Here is an 18,330-nt window from a genome sequence, read left to right as displayed (position 1 = left end):
TTTAGTGCTCCAGCAGCGGTCGCCGGAAGCCGGCGTCCCGCCCGGCGATCAGCCAATAGAGCAGCCCGGCGACGAGGCCTGCGGCGGCGATGATGCCGATGTCGACCCAGCGTTGCGGATCCATGTCCTCCGGTACGCTTGGCCAGATCAGGGCGAAGCCGGCGACCGCGGCACCGGCGCCGAAAACCATGTGCAGCAGGACATTGCGCAACGAGAAGAACTCGGCGATCAGCGCGAAGATCAGCGTCTGTAGCGCGGTCACCACAATCGTCAGGAAATAAACGAACATGCCGAGCGGCGGCACCACCAGAACCGCAATCGGCGAGACGCCCATGACGTCGAAATAGTTCGGCGAGTTGGGCAAGGAACTGAGCACGGCATAGATCGCCGCGATTGAGATCAAGCCCACCAGCACCGCCACGAGATAGCCGGCCAGCATCATCAATATGCGCTTCATCACGTGCTTCGCCGTCGCCATGCCCATCCCCCAATGCGGCTCAGTCAACCGCCATAGTCAGCCATCAAAGACGATCTGGCGCAAGGGCAGGGCAATCGCCTCAGGCCAGCAACCGTTTCCAACTCGTGGTGGATGTCAATTGTCGAAGCCGGCGCCGCCCCTCATTGTCCTGCCAGACATTTAGTGCGGGGAGAAAGGGGCTGGCCGCAATGCCCGTACCATCGTTGCAACGTTGGTGATTGGCGAAATCGTCTGCGAGCGTCCCTCTCCCCGTCACTATACGGGGAGAGGATGCCGGCAGGCAGGTGAGGGGCTGCGCCAGCATGGAAAGGCCGATGGGAACGGCCAATGAATTCGCGTCCGAACGGCCTTCGACGACAGCCGTTACTTCGGCTCGGCCGTCACGGGATCATAGTTGATCTCGACCTTCGCCTTATCCGCCGTGTAGTAGGTGACGGTGTAGGCGCCGCTGTCCCAGTCGACCTCCTTCACATAGAGAAAGCCGTCGCGCTTTTCGACCTTGGCGAGAATCTCCGACAGTTTCTTGGCATTGGGTGGCGGCAGCGGCGTATCGTCCGCGGCAAAGGCCGGCCCGCCGGCAAGAAGAACGGCGACGCTTGTCATCAGAAGTAATCTGGACATGGCTTTCCCTCAATTTTCCTCGCACAGAAACTCGCTGGCGTGCCGGTTTGTTCCGCTGCCGGAATGCATGACCATCTAGTCCGCTGATTTGCAGTTAACCGGAAGAAAAAAGCCATGCGCCAAAAAACTACGATGCGCCACTTCACAGTTCGTGGCCATAGGATGTTGGCGGTTCATTGGGGGGCTATATGCGCACGCGTCATTTCGTTGCCCCCGACGATGTCCCAACTGATGTGGAGCGCATCACGCTGAGCCCTTGCTACCTGTTCGAGGCGCCGCCGCCCGCTTGACTTACGCGGCGCGTCGTTGAGCGGGGTGGAGACCTGAACGGGTTCGACGAGGGTCGACGGCGGTCACGATGCCGTGGTGGTGATTGCAATAGACGCGATCCTGCGAAGTTGGCCCGGCACAAAAACGATAACCGCCGGGTACTGACGCGTCTTCGCTCACCGGGAAGCGGCACTGATAGACGCCTAGCTGAATGAGGGGGACGTCTCTCGAAGTTGGTCTGATATTTTCAGGCATGGTTTTTCAGGTTCCTAGTTCATAGCCATTTTCGGCTGACGGCCGCAGTGCGACCGCGTCAGGGCGAGCTTCTCTCGTTTTGGAGGGCTGTGGATCACCATATGGTGTTGGTCGCGGCGTCAATGAAGCCCGACGTCCTGCTTTGGGAAGCCAGTTATTGCGACTTAAGGCCACACATGCCGCTGGGGTGCGGGTCGCTTGCCGGCCCCCACGCGCTACGCGCTTTTCGGTTTTCAGGGCCCTCAACCGGCCAGCCCCAGGATGGCGAGCTGCGGGAGCGAAGACTTTTTGTCAGCAGACAGTGTGGTCGCGTCCCAGAGCATCTCTCCGAACTGTTGCGCCGGTGCTATGGTGTGCCTGCATGATCAGACAGCAGGGATATGAGGCATGCCCGAAGTCACCCGCCGTACACTTCTTGCGTTCACCGCCGTGGCCTCGGTCGTTGAACCGACGTTTGCTGAAGGGGAAGGTGCCTCACCCGAATTGCGGGCGCTGATCGGAGCCCATGAAGCCACCTATGTCGGGCTTCACAGGGTTGTTCATCAAGCGGGCAGTAGCAGCCACGAACGCAAGACGGCAGACCGAATTGAACAGGAATCATTGCTGGCCATCTGCTCCTATCCTGCGATCAGCCGAGGCGATCGCCGGGCCAAGGCCGATTACCTGTTGACCATTGAGGCACGGGGTGAACTCGACCTGGAAGAGCACATGCAGGCCATCCTGCACTCGATGAAGCACTGATCGCGGCTCGACCGGCGCAGTGCAGAGCTTGGACCCATCGACAGGAGTTCGTGCGCGAACTCTCCGGCCACCTTCCATTACTGCGACTACGCATCAGTGGCTAACGTACGAAGCAGTCAGCGACCTGTCGGGCAAATGGCAGGTGAGCCGACTGTTCGATGAAGCCCCGTCCCGTGCAGCCAGGGCGCTGGAACCCTGAACGCTACGCTACACGGTCTATTGCGCCAACGACCACATCGAGGTTTCGTTCTGGGATCTCGAACAGATGAAGGTGCGGCGCGGCTCCGACGTCTGTCAGTTCCAGAGCTACACGAGCTACAGCAGCGCCTTGAATTTCGCCCAGAAGAATTTTGGTGGGGAAGGGGCGGGGTGTAGCTTCTGACGCTGGTTTGGAGTGCGGCATTCAGGAAAATCGATGGTGGGCGATGCAAGGGCACCCGCTAGGGTCAAAACTCAATCAGCATGCGGTCGCCAATGGCAGAAGAGCCCGGTTCGGCTGGAGTGTAGCCATTCGTCTCGTCGATCCGAACGAGCAACTAGCGCCATCTGCGGAAGTTCGAGGCATCGCCGATGAACGGCAGCCGTCGGGCCCGTTCCAGAAGTTGGGGTGCGAGCGCACCATGGCGCAGGTCGGCCCCATTGCCGACTTTCCGCACCCACCATTTCCTTTCGAACGATGATCCTGCTTTGAGGGCGACCACCGCCGCAACACAAAGGCTTCAACGGTTCTATGCGGCCAATCGGACTTCTGCCGGGCCGCAAACGGACAGCCGTTCACTCCGGCAACCCCGCGAACCGCATCTGCTTGATCCAGCGGTCGAGGCTTCCGGGTGCGGTCCAAATCTTGTCCCACTCCCTGCGTTCTTTACTGATGGATTCACTGGGAGTGTTCTGGAGGAACACCGCAAGCGCTTCCTTTGCCTCTCGCTTGTTTCCTAGACAAGCGTGGATCCCCGCAAGCATGCGCTGTGCGCCGCTCGGGATTCTGGACATTTTCCGCATCGCCGCCAGCGCCGCCCCGCAATCATTCTTTTCCCAGAGCGCCCAGCCCATCTGCCAGTGGAACCAGTCAGGGTGGAAGGGATCGATGCCCTTGGCCTGCTCGATCCGATCGATCGCTTCGTCGGCGCGGCCAACATACAGCAGCACGTTCGTACTCATGACGAGGATATGCGAGTCGCTGGGGTTCAAGGCGATCGCCTGATTGTACTGGGCAAGGGCCTGCTCGACCTCTCCGGCTTCGGTATGGATTTCGGCGCGGACCTCATGCGCTCCAGCGTTATCAGGAGCGAGCAGGATGGCCTTGTCGGCGTATTCGGCAGCGAGTTTCAACGCCTCGTCCCGGTTGTGTTCCTGCGCGTGCCACCCGAATACCGCGTCATTGCGATAGGACCAGGCCAGCCCGATATAGCCGAACTGGGAGTTCGGATCCGCTTCCATCGCCTTGAGGCTGAACTGCCTTAACAGCTCGGTCCCCTCGGCTGAGATATCCTCTCCGATCTTGGCCCTCCCTATCAGGTAATAGCGGAGCGCGCTGACCTGCGCGGCATCGCTCTGTGGCAAGGGTCGCTCGATCCTTACTCCGACCCGATCCGCAAGCGTGCGGATGATTTCCTCCTGGACGACGAAAAGATCGCCAATCTCCCGGTTGTAGGAGTTGGCCCAGACATGTGATCCGTCATGCGCATTCAGCAACTGGGCGGACACTTTCAGCCGGTCTCCGATCTTCTGCTGGCTGCCTTCGAGCACGTAATCGACGCTGAGTTCATCGCCGATCTGTCTAATGTCAACCGGCTGGCCGCGGTACCTGAAGCTCGAGTTCCGGGCGATGACGGCATAAGTCTTGCTCCGCGCCAGCTCGGTGATGATCCCCTCGGCAACGGCATCGCTGAGATATCCCTTGTCCGCACCGGCACTCATGTCGTCGAAGGGAAGGATCGCAATCCTGGGCATGTCGCTCGAACGAACGGGAGCGGCTTGCCATGCTTCCGCGCCGTAGTAGGCGCCGATCGCTGCCGCGACGAGAACGAGTGCAGCAAGAATGAAGCCGCGTTGCGAGAATCGCGTCTTGGCACGTTCCGTGCCGGCTGCGGCGTTTGTGTACGCCGCGTTCGACGGATCGGCGTTCAGTCGGTAGCCTCTTCGAGGGACGGTTTCCACGATCACGTGCGCGTCGTCCGCCAATGCGCGGCGAATATCGGCAATGCATTGAGTGAGGCTGTCTTCGGTCACGAAGGTATCGGGCCAAACCGCCTGCATAATCGCATCCTTGGACACGATTTCGCCCGGTCGCGCCGCGAGGACGGAGAGCACCTCGACGGACTGACTGCGAAGATTGACCGCTTTGCCTTCCATGGTTCGGAGTTCGTTGCTGTTCGCAAGAAAAACAAAACCGCGGAACGTGACCGTTTCAGCAGATTTCAGGTCAATTTCAGGGGCCGTTCGGGACATTTCACCCTCTTGGCGCGCTTCCTAGCATAGCCCAATCGGCCGTCGCTTCCAAGCGATCCCCCGGCAGCACCGGATGAAACGGAGGACGACATGAATCGCACCAAGCTCATCGTCGCTCTCGCTTTTCTTCTGGCAGCGCAAACGGCTGCAAAAGCGGATTCCCGCATCGCCAGATTCTGTGGCCCCGACCATGCCAACGAGGTTGACTCAGGCGACGTCCGTCCCAACCCCGGCGGTTATTGTGTCGCCAGCCTTAAGTCGATGGATGACCGGGCCATGTTCACCGCCATCGCTGTCACAATCTTTCTGACCAAACAGGGGGAGCTAATCAAGCTCCCCCAGGTGAAATCCATGACCTCCATGGCCGAGTGCAGAGCTTGGACCCATCAACAGGAGTTCATGCCCGGACTCCCCGACTATCTCGCCACCTTCCATTACTGCGACTACGCATCAGTGGCAAACGTACGAAGCAGTCAGCGACCTGTCGGGCAAATGGCAGGTGAGGCTCGATGAAGTCCCGTCCCGTGAAGCAAGCCAGGGCGCTGGAACCGGAGCGCAACACGGTCTACTGCGCCAATGACCACATCGAGGTTTCGTTCTGGGAACTCGAGCAGATGAAGGTCCGAAGCGGCTCCGAAGTGTGCCAGTTCCTATGAGCAAAGATTTGACGGTTGAAGAAGCAATGCGACAGAGGGAGCAAAGAGAGGTCGCCGCCGCCATGCAGAAGCAGTGCGAGGATCGGAGCGGCAGCAAAGGCCGGCCCGCCGGCAAGAAGAACGGCGACGCTGGTCGCCGGCAGAAGTCTGGACATGGCTTTCCCTCAAAGGTTGCGACGGAAGGAAACTCGCTGGTGCCTTGGTTTGTTCCCTGGCGGGAATGAATGACGATCCAGCCTGCCGATTAACAGCTGCCCAACTGGTGGTCCGAAACTGCGCAGGTGCTTTGCAAACAGTGACATTTTAGAAATAGAGATGGCAATCTACTTTATCCCGGATTGCCAGCCGTAGCCATTGCGGAAAGCGGGCAGTGTAAAACCTGGCAACCCACCGGTCCGTGCCTCCATCACGCCGAACAATTCCGGGGATAGCGCTTGCGTTTCTGTCGGAATCTTCACGCATTGCGCCGCAATGGCAAATTGGAGGCCGCTAAAACCGGAATCGAAGAGCATCCACACAGATTACACAATGGATATGCATAATTGCTGCTCGGAAGACGACGCTTTGTTGTTGGCCGACCGCGTCTTCTGCCGTCCCGGTGGACATTCCATGGAGGCATCAATGCAGTTGTATATCAGTACTCCAGGTGAATTGAGTTTCGATCGCGCCGTTCAATGTGCTGACGTTTCGATCAGCCCGTTCGGCGAGCGCTGTCACGTCCGAGCCAGCGGCTCGGGAGGCACTTATTCAATCTTCGACTATCGGGCGCCGCCCGGGTTCGGTCCCGCCAAGCATCTGCATCATCGCGAAGACGAAATCATTGAGGTGCTGGACGGCAGGATTGCGGTGTGGACCCCAGAACGGACTTTCTCTTTGGCCGCCGGAGACACGGTTCTACTGCCGAAATCCATTCCGCATACCTGGCGCGGCTTTGGGCCCGATGTCGTGCATCTCACTATCAGCGTGGTGCCAGGGGGGTTCGAACGGTTCTTTTCGATGGTCGAGGAACGCCAGCTCACGACCGACGACCATGACGGTCTCGGCGCCGTTGCGCGGGAACTTGGGCTCGATGTACTGGGGCCGCCATTGTCCGACGAAGAGGTGGCGGCAATCGTCGGCCCGACGGATTGAGGCGGATGCAGGTGGTTGCCGCTCCGATCATCTTCAGCGACGGCCTTGCGGGCACAGCCTTGCGGTGACGGTGTGGACGGCTCGCTTTTTGATGACAGCAATTTCAGTAAGGAAAAATGGTGGGCGATGCAGGGATTGAACCTGCGACCCCACCCGTGTGAAGGGTGTGCTCTCCCGCTGAGCTAATCGCCCGCTCGTGCCCGAAGGCCAAGCGAGCCGCGATATAAGGGAGGCGGGTGCGGGAAGTCAAGGCGGTGTCCGGTGTTCCGGCAAGGATTGATATATTGCCCCGCCCACCCTGTTTTCGACAAGACGCCGGCCGCCTCCCCGAGGGGATCGCATATGGATTCTTGCGAAGAAGGACCCCCGCCCTAACCCTCCCCACAAGGGGGAGGGAAGCTGCCGCGCGCTCTTCATCTTTGCGGTCAAAACGTCGGCAATTTTGCAGAGATCAGCGCCGACGGAATCTCCCTCCACCTTTGTGGACCTTGGTGGGGAGGGGTGGGGTATTCCTAGGGCGCACGCCTTCGCCCCTTTGCGATTGCCTTGGCGGCTTCCCCCTCACTGTCCGGCAGCGGCGATCAGCTTTTGCGCCAGATCGAGTGTCAGGGCGTCGAAATGCGAGATCACAGCCGACGGTTCGAATTCGCGCACGTGGCGGTCGGTGTAGCCGAAATCGACCGCAACCACCGGAATGCCGGCCGCTTTTGCGGTGTCGATGTCGGTCTGCGAATCGCCAACCATCAGCGCGCGGTGGGGATCGCCCCCGGCCAGCTTGATGGTCTCGGTGAGGTGGCGCGGGTCGGGTTTGCGGAAGGCGAATGTGTCCTGTCCGGCGATGGCCGCGAAATGCCTGGTCATGCCGAGCGCCTCGATCAGTGCCAGCGAGTTGGCTTCGTATTTGTTGGTGCAGATGGCCAGGATATAGCCGGCTTCCTCGAAGCGCGCGATGGCTTCGACGACGCCGGGGTAGGGGCGTGATTTGCCGGGGATGTTGAGGGTGTAGTGATCGAGGAAAAGCTTGAGCAGCCGGTCGTGCTCCTCGACATCAAGCGATCGCCGCTGGGCGGCGTGCGCCCGTTCGATCATCACGCGGCCGCCGTGGCCGACAAAGCGTCTGAAGCCGGCCTCGTCGACCGCCGAGATCTGGCTGGCGGCAAGGCTGTGGTTCAGGCTGTCGAGCAGGTCCGGCGCCGTATCGATCAGCGTACCGTCAAGGTCGAACACGATGATCGGGCGAGTCATGGTCTGTCCTGGGCCAAGTTCATGCAATGGGCAGGCGATAGCGGCTGCGGCGCGTCAAGGCAAGCTCACTGGGCAAAGCTCACCGGGCCAGCGCACGGGGCCAGCTTGGTCAGGGAGATATCGGGCGGAGCATTTCGCGGCGAGCCGCCAGAAACGGAAAACCCGCCACGGCGGCGGGTTTTTGGCGCAAATCAGCACCATAGGCAAATATGTAGCACAGCTGCCGTCACCGGGTCAAGAGTTGCAGGAAATAATTCCTAATATCCATCGCCCGTGCGTCGCCCGCTGACCGCGCATGCACAACATCGAATGCGATGCTGCACATCATCGGGGCACGCAGCGGCCAGGGCTTTGACCGGACCGGCAAAGATGCTACGAGCCCCCAAACGTCAGGGTTCCGGGGCAGCAAGCGACATGGATGCAAGGCAATTGAAGGTCGAAGCCGCACGGGCGGCACTCGCCCATGTGAGCGACGGCATGCGGCTCGGCATCGGCACCGGCACCACGGCCGAAGAGTTCGTGCGGCTGCTTGCCGACAAGGTCGCCGGCGGCATGACCGTCATCGGCGTGCCGACTTCGGAGCGCACCGCCGTGCTTTGCCGCGAGCTTGGCGTGCCGCTGTCGACACTGGAGGAAACGCCCGAACTCGATCTCACCGTCGACGGCGCCGACGAGGTCGACCCGGAACTGACCTTGATCAAGGGCGGCGGCGGGGCGCTGCTGCGCGAGAAGATCGTCGCCGCGGCGTCGCAGCGCATGATCGTCATTGCCGACCGCTCGAAGATGGTCGCCACCCTCGGCCGTTTTCCCCTGCCGATCGAAGTCAATCCGTTCGGCCTTCGCGCAACCGAAATCGCGATCGGCGCCGCGGCTGAGAAGCTCGGTCTTTCCGGTCCGGTCACATTGAGGATGACGGGGGAGCAGGCTTTTGTTACAGACGGCGGCCATTTTATCCTCGATGCATCTTTTGGCCGCATTCCGGATACAAGAGCGCTTTCGAATGCTCTCCACGCCATTCCGGGCGTGGTCGAGCACGGTCTTTTCATCGGGCTGGCGTCAGCGGCCATCATCGCCGGCGGCGACGGTATCGAAACTGTCCATGCCGCCCGAAAACCAGGGAGTTCTACCGATCATGATGTTGCATAACCGGGTTCGCAGCCTTTCCATCCTTCTGGCGGCCTCAGCCGTTTTCGCCTTCTCGTCGCCAGCGTTTTCGCAGGATGTGACGGAATCGCACCTGAAGGCCGCCCGTGCCGCGGTAGCCGCGATCCACGCGACCGACCCGTTCGACAACATCTTGCCGCAAGCAGCCGCCGCGCTTGAATCGCAGCTCATCCAGAAGAATCCGGACATGCAGGAACTGATCGGCAAGACGATCAGCGAGAAGGCTCTGGCGCTTGCTTCGCGCCGCGCCGACCTCGAGAAGGAAGCAGCACTCGCCTACGCAAAAGTGTTCTCCGAAAAGGAACTGACCGACATCGCCAACTTCTACAATTCCGATTCGGGCAAGAAGCTGCTCGATAGCGGCCCGACGGTGACACGCGACCTGGTCAAGGCAGCCGACATCTGGCAGAACGGTGTCGGCCGCGACCTCGCCCAGCAGGTCGGCGAGACATTGGCTGCGGCCGCCAAGGCAAAGGCGCCTGCAGCGCCTGCCGCGCCCGCGGACGGAGCCGCGCCGGCGGATGATGCCGCACCCGCCGATGGTGCGGCGCCCGCGGACAACAACTGACCCCACCTTCAAACGGCCTTTCGGCCATCAGCAAAGCCCGGCTTGTCCGGGCTTTTCTTTTGGCGTTTTGCGGCCTACCTGTCTCTCAAATTTCCGAAGCTCGAGGAGCCGTCATGGCCGGTTACGACTACGATCTTTTCGTCATCGGCGGCGGCTCCGGCGGAGTGCGCGCGGCTCGCGTGGCGGCGGCACTCGGCAAGCGGGTCGGTATTGCCGAGGAATACCGTTTCGGCGGCACCTGCGTCATCAGGGGCTGCGTGCCGAAAAAACTCTATGTCTATGCCTCGCAATTCCCCGAGCATTTTGCTGACGCCGCCGGCTATGGCTGGACGGTGCCGCAAGCCAGTTTCGACTGGCAGACGCTGGTCGCCAACAAGGATCGCGAGATCAGCCGGCTGGAGGCGATCTACAAGCGGAATGTCGAAGGCCCCGGCGGCGAGACCTTCCATTCGCGCGCCACGATCGTCGACCCGCATGTCGTGCATCTTCTCGGCGAAGACCGTACCGTCACATCAGACCAGATCCTGATCGCAACTGGTGGCCGCCCGGCTGCGCATCCGGCGTTGCCTGGCCACGAACATTGCATCTTTTCCAATGAGGCCTTCGAGCTCAAGGAGTTGCCGAAGGCGATCATGATTGAAGGCGGCGGCTACATCGCAGTCGAGTTCGCCAACATCTTCCACGGTCTCGGCGTCGACACCACGCTGGTCTATCGCGGCAAGGAGATCCTCAGCCGATTCGACATGGACCTGCGGCGCATGCTGCACGAGACGATGGAAAAGAAGGGAATAAGGATCCTCTGCCATTCCGTGTCCGAATGGGTGCGCAAGCGGCCGGACGGCCGGCTCGATGCACTTCTCAGCAGCGGCGAGGTGCTGACGGTCGACCAGGTGATGCTGGCCATCGGCCGCATTCCCAACACCGAGAATATGGGGCTGGAAGGCATCGGCCTGGAGATGACCAAGACCGGTGCGATCGCCGTCGACCGATACTCGCGCACCAATTTCGACAACATCTGGGCGATCGGCGACGTCACCAACCGCGTGCAGCTGACGCCGGTTGCGATCCATGAGGCGATGTGCTTCATCGAATCCGCCTTCAAGGGAAATCCGACCGCGCCCGACCACGACGCGATCGCCACGGCCGTGTTTTCGCAGCCCGAGATCGGCACCGTCGGCCTGTCGGAGGACGATGCGGTCAAGCGGTTCCCCGACATCGAAATCTACCGCGCGACATTCCGGCCGATGCGGCACACGCTGTCCGGTCGTGACGAGAAGATGCTGATGAAGCTGGTGGTCGATGGCGCGTCGAAGAAAGTGCTCGGCGCCCACATATTAGGGCCGGACGCCGGCGAGATGGCGCAGCTTCTCGCCATTCCGCTGAAGGCCGGCCTGACCAAGGACGATTTCGACCGCACGATGGCGGTGCATCCGACCGCGGCGGAAGAGCTGGTCACCATGTACAAGCCGATCTATCGCGTGAAGGGCGGCGAGCGGGTGGATTGACGGGCAAACCCCGGGCTTGAGGAACTCCGCCGCGGCACGGTCACGGCGGAGTTCAGGAAGCCGCTACAGCAGCGTGCCGCGCAGGATCACCAGCGCCACCGAGAAATAAATCACCAGCCCGGTGACATCGACCAACGTGGCGACGAACGGGGCCGATGCGCTGGCCGGATCGAAGCCGATGCGTTTCAAGGCGAACGGCAGCATCGACCCCGACAATGAGCCGAAGGTGACGATGCCGACCAGGGCCGCGCCGACCGTGGTCGCGATCAGCGGCCAATGCGGGCCGTAATCGTAGAAGCCCATGTATTGCCAGAGCGCGATGCGGCAGATGCCAACCACGCCGAGCACGGCGCCGAGCACGAGACCGGTGGGCAGTTCGCGCAGGGCCACCCGCCACCAGTCGCCAAGACCGATCTCGCGCAATGCCAGCGCCCGGATGACGAGCGATGTCGCCTGCGAGCCGGAATTGCCGCCCGAGCTCATGATCAGCGGGATGAACAGCGTCAGCACGATCGCCTTCTCCAACTCGCCCTCATAGCTCTGCATGGCGTTGGCGGTCAGCATCTCGCTGATGAACAGCGCGCACAGCCAGCCGCCGCGCTTCCTGATCATGGCGAGGAAGCTCATCTTCATGTACGGCTCGTCCAGCGCTTCCATGCCGCCGAAACGGTGCGCGTCTTCGGTCGTCTCCTCGATCATCGTATCGATGATGTCGTCGATGGTGACGATGCCGAGGATCTTGCCGTGGTCGACGACCGGGACGGCCAGCAAATCGTATTTGGAGATCGTCTGCGCCAGGGTTTCGCGATCGGTAAGCGGGGTGACCGTCACCGGCGCACGATCCGGCGCCACCGTCATGATCGAATCGTCCGGCTCGCCGGTAATCAGCCGGCGCAGGCCGGTCGACCGCACGAGCAGGTGCGTTTGCGGATCGACGATATAGATCGCGTAGACGGTCTCGCGCGTCCGCTCGACCTTGCGGATGTAGTCTAGCGTGCGCCCGACGGTCCAGTCCGAGGGCACGCTGACGAACTCCGTCGTCATGATCGATGCGGCGCTGCCTTCAGGATAGCCGAGAATGGCCAGCAGCGTGGCGCGCAGGGGCGGCGCAAGCCCGCCGAGCAGTTCGGAACGGGCCGGCTCGTCGAGCTCGCGCAGGATATCGGCGGCGCGGTCAACCGACATGGCGGTAAGCAGCCTGCCCGCCTTGGCGCGCGGCAGCGCCTCCATGAGTTCGGAGGCGCCGTCGAGTTCGGGCTGATCGAAGATCTCGACAAGCCGCTCGAACGTAACTTCACAAAGCAGTTCCGTCGCGGTTTCCCGCGGCTCCCTGTTCAGGGCCTCGACGATGTCGGCGACGTGATCATTGGCTAGGATACGGGCGATCGCGACGGCCTCGTCGCTCGCCACCGTGGCAAATTCGTTCATGGCTCACTCCTTGCCGTCCGGCAGGACATGAACCATTGGAGGTCACGTCTAGGCGGACGGCGGTTGCGTTCGACTGTGACTGTCGCCAGGCATGGCGCGGTGACCTTTCTGCTTGCGGGTTCGCGTTTGACTGTCTGCAAGCGGGCGCAACATAGAAGCGCGCCTTGCCGTGTCAATCGCGGTGAGGAAGGATAATGCCGGCGAGCGGCCGAGATCGCGCGACTGTGATCGTCGGCAGCCGCATTGCGGCCAACTCAAGCCGCTGGGGCGCTATTTCTGCTTCAGCCGGCGCGAGAAGCGTAGCCATTTGTCCTCGACCGGCCTTGGCTGTGCGAGAATGGTTGTGAGCTCGACGGGCAAGGTCGGAACCAGCGGCTTCTTGGTGGCGACACCGTCGGCGATGGCGACGATGCTGTGATAGAATTCGCTGCCGGTGATCGATCGCGGCGCCACCGCCTCGTGCATGACGCTGATCACCGTGACATCGGGGCAGTTGTCCTTAATGGCCTGGTGGAAGGCAACCTTGCCATCGGGGTCGAGCGCTCCGGTCGCCTCGTCGAGGAACAGCAACCCCGGCTGCTGCAGCACGATGCGGGCCACCACCAGCTTCTGTTTCTGGCCGCCCGACAGGACCTGATCCCAGCTTTTGCCTTCGCGGTTTTCGTCGGCCATGTGCTCGATGAAATCGCCAAGCCCGGCCTTGTGCAGCGCCGACGCGACCTGCGCGTCGCCATGGTCGCGCTCGGAGCCGGGCAGGCAGGCCAGCTGTTTCAGCGACACCGGCTGCAGCTTGACCTCCTGGGCGGCAAAGAAACTCTTGACGCCTTCCGGGAAGACGATGGTGCCGCGGCCATAGGGCCACAGGCCGTTGATCGCCTTGATCAGCGAGGTCTTGCCGCAACCGGATTCGCCTTTCAGGAAGGTCCATTCGCCGCGCCGGAAGCGCAGATTGGCGGCGCTGAGGAACGGCGTGGCATCCTCGCCCTGATGCGCCAGCTCCAATTTCTGGATGGTCAGGCCGAAAACCGCGTTCTGGCTGGCATACTGGAAGTCGGAGCGGCCGGTCTGGCTGTAGAATTCCTGCGGATGCTGGACATTCTCGATCGCGTTGGCCAATTCGGTGACACGCTGGCTGTTGGCGCGCAATGTGGCGATGGCGGGCATGACATGGATGAACCAAGAACACTGGCCGATCAGCGAATTGACCAGTTCGGAACCGGTTATGTAGCCCTTGAGGTCGAGGCCGTTGTGGATGAACGGCACCAGGCCAGGTCCGTAGGCGACAATGCGGGCGCCGATGAAATTGTAGATCAGTTCGAACGACATGTAGACCGTGTTGACGATGTTCAGCCGCGTCCAGGTGCCGTCGATATCGACATAGAGCCGGCCATGCATGGTCCTCTGTACGCCTTCGCCCTGGGACGCCGCGACATGGAAGCTGCGGCGCAGGAACGTCGTCAGCTCGCCGCGATAGCTGCCTTCCGCCTGCTGCATCCTGACGTTGAGGCGCTCGAGCAGGCTGCCGAGCTTGACCGCGATCCATGTGTTCAGCGGCACGTAGGTAGCGACGCCCAGGAAGGCGAGGACGGCGCTGCCATAGTTGCCGAGGAACTCCAGGCCTTTCACCTCGACGGAGTTTTCGAGCAGCTTCTGGCCGACGAAATAGAGCGAAGTGGCGACGCCAAGCACCCCCATGGCGAGGCCGATGGCGCCGCCGGTCATGTCCTTGATGGATTCCTGGATGCGTTGGTCGATGTTGTCGGGGGCCGGTGCGCCGCTGCCGGTTGCCGCATGCTGGGCATGGAAATGGGTATGATTGCCATCCAGCAACGCTTCATTGAAGCGACTGTCCAGCCAGCCGCGCCATTTGCGGTGCAATGTCGCCGAGACAAGATTGCGGATGCCGGTAAAGCCGGCGTCCTTGAGCAAGACCAGCAGCACGAGGATGCCGGCATTGACCAGCAGCGAGCGAAGCGGCGTAGTGTTGGCGGCGTCATGGAAGAATGCGATCGAGTTGACCAGTTCGCCGGACGCTTCGGCGAACCAGACACCGGCCTTGCTGGACAGCGCCGTGAGCAGCGCGATCACCAGCGTCAGTGTCCAGGCTTCCTTCCAGCGGTCCGAGACCCAGTAGGCCCGCATCAGGCCCCAGAAGCTGCGCATCGACGATACCGGCGTCAGAAGCGATCGCCCTGAGGCATCGCGAGGTGTTTTTTCCGGTACTGACTCTTGCGATGGTCTACCGACCCGAATCACGATCCCGCCCAAACCTTTTTTCTTTTGTTACGGATGGTAACACCAATTGATCATTTTCCATTAATTTAAAACCCGGCCGACTGGATTACCCCGGCAGCCGTTGCCGTGAGGCAACAGAGTGCACGCTGAAATACGACGGCAACGGTCGGCAGAAATCAGGAGATAGTGATTGATTTCAAGGAATTGACCTGCAGCGACCAGCTGTCACGGCAGCTTCCCCAAGGGAAGGCAATCACACGGTTTTGTGAACTTGAAATCATGGCAACCGACCGATTTTCTCCCTGCGGGTTGACCTCAGCACCCGAAAACTTGCCGTTCGTGATCTCGCCGGGCACGCCGTCCCCATCCTTTCCTGAGGCAGGAAGTGACCGGAACCATTTCAGAGCACGCGTCCCTGCTGTCGAGGAGGCAGGGGGAACTGCGTTTGACAATTCATCGTTCAGAATTGAACCTTGCCTGGCATTGTCGACACCCATGCATGTCCGGTTCTCCAACAAGGAAGTTCGCAATGCTTGCACGCGCAGCCGTAATCCTGTCCCTCTTCGCCGGGCTGCCTCTGTTTGCCTGGGTACCTCCGGCGCACGCCGCCTCGCAGGGCATCCCGTCAAGCGCCGAAGGCCAGATCGAGTTCAACACGCCGTCCGGCAACATCGGCTGCATCTACACACCGAAGGGCGGCACCGGCACCTATGAGCCGCGGGACGGCGGCCCGGAGCTAAGCTGCTCGCGCATCGAACCGAGCTATATCACCATCATCCTCGGACCGAAGGGGCCGGCCACGCTGATCAAGAACCCGGGCGAGCAGGGTTGCTGCAGCGACGTCGACAAGCTTGGCTACGGCAACAGCTGGAGTGCGGGGCCGTTCTCGTGCCAGTCGTCAACTAAGGGACTGACCTGCACGGCCACGAACGGACATGGATTTTTTATCAGCAAGGCCAAGGCGACGGTGAAGTAACGCTGGCTTTTTCGGGAAGGCGAGGGGTGGCCGGCCTCAGCCGACCTTCTCCAATTCGCCACGCGCCTTGGCAGCCGCCACCTGACGAATGGCATCAGCCAGGGTATCGGCATCCTGCGCGCCCATGACCGCGTATCTGTCTTCGAGCAGAAAACACGGCACGCCAGTTATGCCCATGCGCGATGCCGTGGCGATCTCTGTTCGAACCGCCTCTACATCGGCGTCGGTCGGCAAAAGCGTGGCAACCACCGATGCGTCGATGCCGGCTTCGCCTGCGGCTTCGGTCAACACGGCATGGTCGCCGATATTGGCGCCTTCCTCGAAATTCAGCTGGAACAGCCGGAGCACAAGCCTGTTCTGCACGGCTTCGCCGGCAGCACCGGCCCAGCGGATCAGGCGGTGCGCATCGAGCGTATTCGGCGCCACCTTGATGGCGTCGAAGGCGAAGGAAATGCCTTCGGCTTCGCCCAACGGCTCAATGCGGGCATGAATCTCGCGGATGCGTTCGTCGCTGCCGAACTTGGCCAGCATGTAGTCGTGGCGATCCTTGCCCTGCGCCGGAATGGTCGGATCGAGCTGGAACGGCCGCCAGCGGACATGCACGTCGACATCGCCGACAGCGGCAATCGCCTTGTCGAGCCGCTTCTGACCGATGAAGCACCATGGGCAGACGACGTCGGACACCACATCGACGGTGATGGCGTTCGGTTCGCTCATCTCGTTCTCCTGAATTTCAGTTCGGCTTGCGCCACCAGGTCGGCAGTTGATACCCAAATATGGGCGTCTTTTGCGGATGTTCCAGGTAGTTCCAGTAGGCAATCCATTGCTGCGTGTTGTGCTGCATCGGCACCATGTAGTTGCCGGAGATCAGCAGCCGGTCGAGAACACGAACGGCAGCGACATAATCCTCCTTCGAGCGGGCGCGCAGCATCGCTTCGATTGCCGCGTCCACCGCCGGATCGGCCACGCCGGCAAGATTGAACGAGCCTTCCGTCCTGGCTGCGGCCGAACTCCAACGCCCGGTCTGTTCGATGCCGGGCGACAGCGAATTGTTGAAGCCGCTCGATCCGACCAGGACCTCGAAATCGAAGCGCTGCTTACGCGACTGGATCTGATCGCCATCGAGGCTGCGAATGGTGAGGTCGATGCCGATCTTCTCCAGCGTGCGCTGGTAGATGCCGGCAAGGCGCTCCTCGTCCTGCGAGGCGGTCAGGATCTCGAAGCCGAAAGGTTTGCCCTCGGCATCGAGCATTGTTCCATTCTGCACGTGGTAGCCGGCACTTTTCAGCAGGTCGAAAGCTGCCTTCAACACGCGGCGGTCCTGGCCGGATCCGTCGGTCACCGGTGGCCGGTAAGTGCCGTCCATGACATCGGCCGGCACGCGGCCGGGGTAGGGCGCCAGAAGCGCCTTCTCCCTGTCGTCGGCCGGATGACCGAGCGCAGAAAGCTCGGAATTCTGCCAGTAACTCATCGTGCGTGTGTATTTGCCGCCGAACAGGTTCTTGTTGGCCCATTCGAAGTCATAGAGCATGCCGAGCGCACGCCGCACGACCGGGTTGGAAAACTTCTGCAGCCTCGTGTTGAACAGGAAACCGGTCACCACGGGCGGAATCCCGGTGTCGAAGGTTTCCGCCACCACGTCTCCTTTGTGGAAGGCGGGAAAATCGAGATCGCGCTCGCGTTTCACCGGATCGCCGTCGTCGTCGATGGCGCAAAGGCCCTTCTTGAATGCTTCGAGCTTGGCGTTGGCGTTGAGGAAATACTCGATGGTGATCTGGTCGTAATTGTCGAAACCGCGCTTGGCCGGGATATCCTTGCCCCAGTAGTCCGGATTGCGCTTGAAGACGATGCGCTGGCCGGGCTGTACCTGCGCGATCGTATAGGGACCACTGCCGATCACCGGCTTCAGCGTCGTCTTGTCGAAGGTTTCCTTGTCGAAGGCGTGCTTCGGGATGATCGGCGTCAGCGCGATGATCAGCGGGAATTCGCGATCGGCCTTGTCGTTGAAGGTGAAACGCACGCTATGGTCGCCGGTCTTTTCGAGCTTGGCGACCCTGGCCATGCGGTCGCTGTAAGGGGGTCGCCCTTTCTCGGTATAGACTTCATAGCTGAAGAGCACGTCCTCCGGCGTTACCGCCTGACCGTCCGACCACTTGGCCTTCGGGTTCAGATGGAATTCGATGCTCCGGCGCTCCGGGTCCATGTCGGCCGTGTCGGCGAGCAGCCCGTAAAGCGTGAAAGCCTCGTCGGCATTGCGCTGCATCAGCGGCTCGAAGACGAGATTGCCGTAGATCGTATCCATCATGCCGCGCGCCGTCGTGCGCAGGCTCTTGAGGATGAAAGGGTTGAGATTGTCGAAGCTGCCGACGACGCAGTAGGTGATGTTGCCACCTTTGGGCGCATCAGGATTGACATAGTTGAAATGCGTGTAGTCGGGCGGCAGCGCCGGCTCGCCCTGCATGGCGATGGCGTGCTTCGGCTCGGATGCGGCCGGCTGATGCGAAAGTGCGAGAAACGATATCGCGGTGATCAGCCAAACAAGAACGCGGCCCATGACCGTCTCCTTAATGGGTCGGCTTGATGATTCGGTGCGCACCCTAGCATGA

At 61.4% G+C, this 18,330-nt stretch carries 18 protein-coding genes and 1 tRNA gene; 9 read left to right on the top strand and 10 right to left on the bottom strand.

Annotated features, from left to right (window positions below):
- Position 1: 1 nt before the first annotated feature.
- Together NKJ01_RS17445 and NKJ01_RS17440 are read right to left on the bottom strand one after the other, a co-directional pair.
- Positions 2–484: a hypothetical protein gene (locus tag NKJ01_RS17445; protein ID WP_352729755.1), complete on the bottom strand. Its 483-nt coding sequence runs from the start codon at positions 482–484 to the stop codon at positions 2–4.
- Between the two features lie 357 nt (positions 485–841).
- On the bottom strand, positions 842–1,099 hold the full coding sequence (locus NKJ01_RS17440; RefSeq protein ID WP_023759162.1) for a PepSY domain-containing protein: 258 nt from the start codon (positions 1,097–1,099) through the stop codon (positions 842–844).
- 912 nt (positions 1,100–2,011) lie between these two features.
- Here NKJ01_RS17440 and NKJ01_RS17430 point away from each other — a divergent pair.
- The gene (locus NKJ01_RS17430; RefSeq protein ID WP_023759161.1) at positions 2,012–2,365 is read left to right on the top strand and encodes a hypothetical protein; all 354 of its coding nucleotides are present in this window, start codon (positions 2,012–2,014) and stop codon (positions 2,363–2,365) included.
- 774 nt (positions 2,366–3,139) lie between these two features.
- Here NKJ01_RS17430 and NKJ01_RS17425 read toward each other — a convergent pair.
- A complete protein-coding gene (locus NKJ01_RS17425) occupies positions 3,140–4,816 on the bottom strand; it encodes a winged helix-turn-helix domain-containing tetratricopeptide repeat protein (protein WP_023759157.1) in 1,677 nt (558 codons plus the stop codon).
- A 90-nt stretch (positions 4,817–4,906) separates the two neighbouring features.
- Between NKJ01_RS17425 and NKJ01_RS17420 the strand changes: the two genes are divergently transcribed.
- The 4 genes from NKJ01_RS17420 to NKJ01_RS17405 all read left to right on the top strand — a co-directional run bounded on the left by NKJ01_RS17420 (position 4,907) and on the right by NKJ01_RS17405 (position 6,603).
- Positions 4,907–5,329 (top strand): hypothetical protein, encoded by a 423-nt coding sequence (locus NKJ01_RS17420; RefSeq protein WP_023759156.1) that lies wholly within the window; start codon positions 4,907–4,909, stop codon positions 5,327–5,329.
- Positions 5,326–5,472: a hypothetical protein gene (locus NKJ01_RS17415; RefSeq protein WP_156938535.1), complete on the top strand. Its 147-nt coding sequence runs from the start codon at positions 5,326–5,328 to the stop codon at positions 5,470–5,472. Before NKJ01_RS17420 ends, NKJ01_RS17415 begins: the two co-directional genes overlap by 4 nt.
- 8 nt (positions 5,473–5,480) lie before the next feature.
- Positions 5,481–5,696 (top strand): hypothetical protein, encoded by a 216-nt coding sequence (locus tag NKJ01_RS17410; RefSeq protein ID WP_352729679.1) that lies wholly within the window; start codon positions 5,481–5,483, stop codon positions 5,694–5,696.
- 346 nt (positions 5,697–6,042) lie between these two features.
- The gene (locus NKJ01_RS17405; RefSeq protein WP_352729677.1) at positions 6,043–6,603 is read left to right on the top strand and encodes a cupin domain-containing protein; all 561 of its coding nucleotides are present in this window, start codon (positions 6,043–6,045) and stop codon (positions 6,601–6,603) included.
- 117 nt (positions 6,604–6,720) lie between these two features.
- On the opposite strand, the gene NKJ01_RS17400 is transcribed toward NKJ01_RS17405, so the two are convergent.
- Together NKJ01_RS17400 and NKJ01_RS17395 are read right to left on the bottom strand one after the other, a co-directional pair.
- Positions 6,721–6,795 (bottom strand) — tRNA-Val (locus NKJ01_RS17400).
- A gap of 369 nt (positions 6,796–7,164) precedes the next feature.
- Positions 7,165–7,848 carry a phosphoglycolate phosphatase gene (locus NKJ01_RS17395; RefSeq protein ID WP_352487499.1) on the bottom strand — a complete coding sequence of 228 codons (684 nt, stop codon included), beginning with the start codon at positions 7,846–7,848 and terminating at the stop codon, positions 7,165–7,167.
- 414 nt (positions 7,849–8,262) lie between these two features.
- Here NKJ01_RS17395 and rpiA point away from each other — a divergent pair, with 414 nt between their 5' ends.
- From rpiA to gor, 3 genes are all read left to right on the top strand, one after another.
- Positions 8,263–8,994, top strand: coding sequence for a ribose-5-phosphate isomerase RpiA (rpiA, locus tag NKJ01_RS17390; RefSeq protein WP_352729675.1), 732 nt, complete (start codon positions 8,263–8,265; stop codon positions 8,992–8,994).
- Positions 8,981–9,580, top strand: coding sequence for a DUF2059 domain-containing protein (locus tag NKJ01_RS17385; RefSeq protein ID WP_023757794.1), 600 nt, complete (start codon positions 8,981–8,983; stop codon positions 9,578–9,580). Before rpiA ends, NKJ01_RS17385 begins: the two co-directional genes overlap by 14 nt.
- A gap of 113 nt (positions 9,581–9,693) precedes the next feature.
- Entirely contained in the window at positions 9,694–11,085 is a 1,392-nt protein-coding gene (gene gor / locus NKJ01_RS17380) for a glutathione-disulfide reductase (RefSeq protein WP_352729673.1), read from the top strand.
- A gap of 63 nt (positions 11,086–11,148) precedes the next feature.
- Here gor and mgtE read toward each other — a convergent pair whose 3' ends face one another.
- The 3 genes from mgtE to NKJ01_RS17365 form a co-directional block, all read right to left on the bottom strand.
- Positions 11,149–12,513 carry a magnesium transporter gene (gene mgtE / locus NKJ01_RS17375; protein WP_352729671.1) on the bottom strand — a complete coding sequence of 455 codons (1,365 nt, stop codon included), beginning with the start codon at positions 12,511–12,513 and terminating at the stop codon, positions 11,149–11,151.
- Between the two features lie 270 nt (positions 12,514–12,783).
- Positions 12,784–14,676, bottom strand: coding sequence for an ABC transporter ATP-binding protein/permease (locus tag NKJ01_RS17370; protein WP_352729669.1), 1,893 nt, complete (start codon positions 14,674–14,676; stop codon positions 12,784–12,786).
- Between the two features lie 248 nt (positions 14,677–14,924).
- Positions 14,925–15,245, bottom strand: a complete 321-nt coding sequence (locus tag NKJ01_RS17365; protein ID WP_352729667.1) for a hypothetical protein — start codon at positions 15,243–15,245, stop codon at positions 14,925–14,927.
- Between the two features lie 32 nt (positions 15,246–15,277).
- Between NKJ01_RS17365 and NKJ01_RS17360 the strand changes: the two genes are divergently transcribed.
- Positions 15,278–15,724 carry a hypothetical protein gene (locus tag NKJ01_RS17360; protein WP_352729665.1) on the top strand — a complete coding sequence of 149 codons (447 nt, stop codon included), beginning with the start codon at positions 15,278–15,280 and terminating at the stop codon, positions 15,722–15,724.
- Between the two features lie 36 nt (positions 15,725–15,760).
- Here NKJ01_RS17360 and NKJ01_RS17355 read toward each other — a convergent pair whose 3' ends face one another.
- Together NKJ01_RS17355 and NKJ01_RS17350 are read right to left on the bottom strand one after the other, a co-directional pair.
- A complete protein-coding gene (locus NKJ01_RS17355) occupies positions 15,761–16,441 on the bottom strand; it encodes a DsbA family oxidoreductase (RefSeq protein WP_352729663.1) in 681 nt (226 codons plus the stop codon).
- Between the two features lie 16 nt (positions 16,442–16,457).
- Positions 16,458–18,278 (bottom strand): extracellular solute-binding protein, encoded by a 1,821-nt coding sequence (locus tag NKJ01_RS17350; RefSeq protein ID WP_352729661.1) that lies wholly within the window; start codon positions 18,276–18,278, stop codon positions 16,458–16,460.
- Positions 18,279–18,330: the final 52 nt, after the last annotated feature.

This window comes from Mesorhizobium sp. M0276, from assembly GCF_040321755.1.
Taxonomy (GTDB): domain Bacteria; phylum Pseudomonadota; class Alphaproteobacteria; order Rhizobiales; family Rhizobiaceae; genus Mesorhizobium.
Note: the sequence above shows the minus strand (reverse complement) of the source record. Positions and strands in the feature narration are given on the sequence as shown.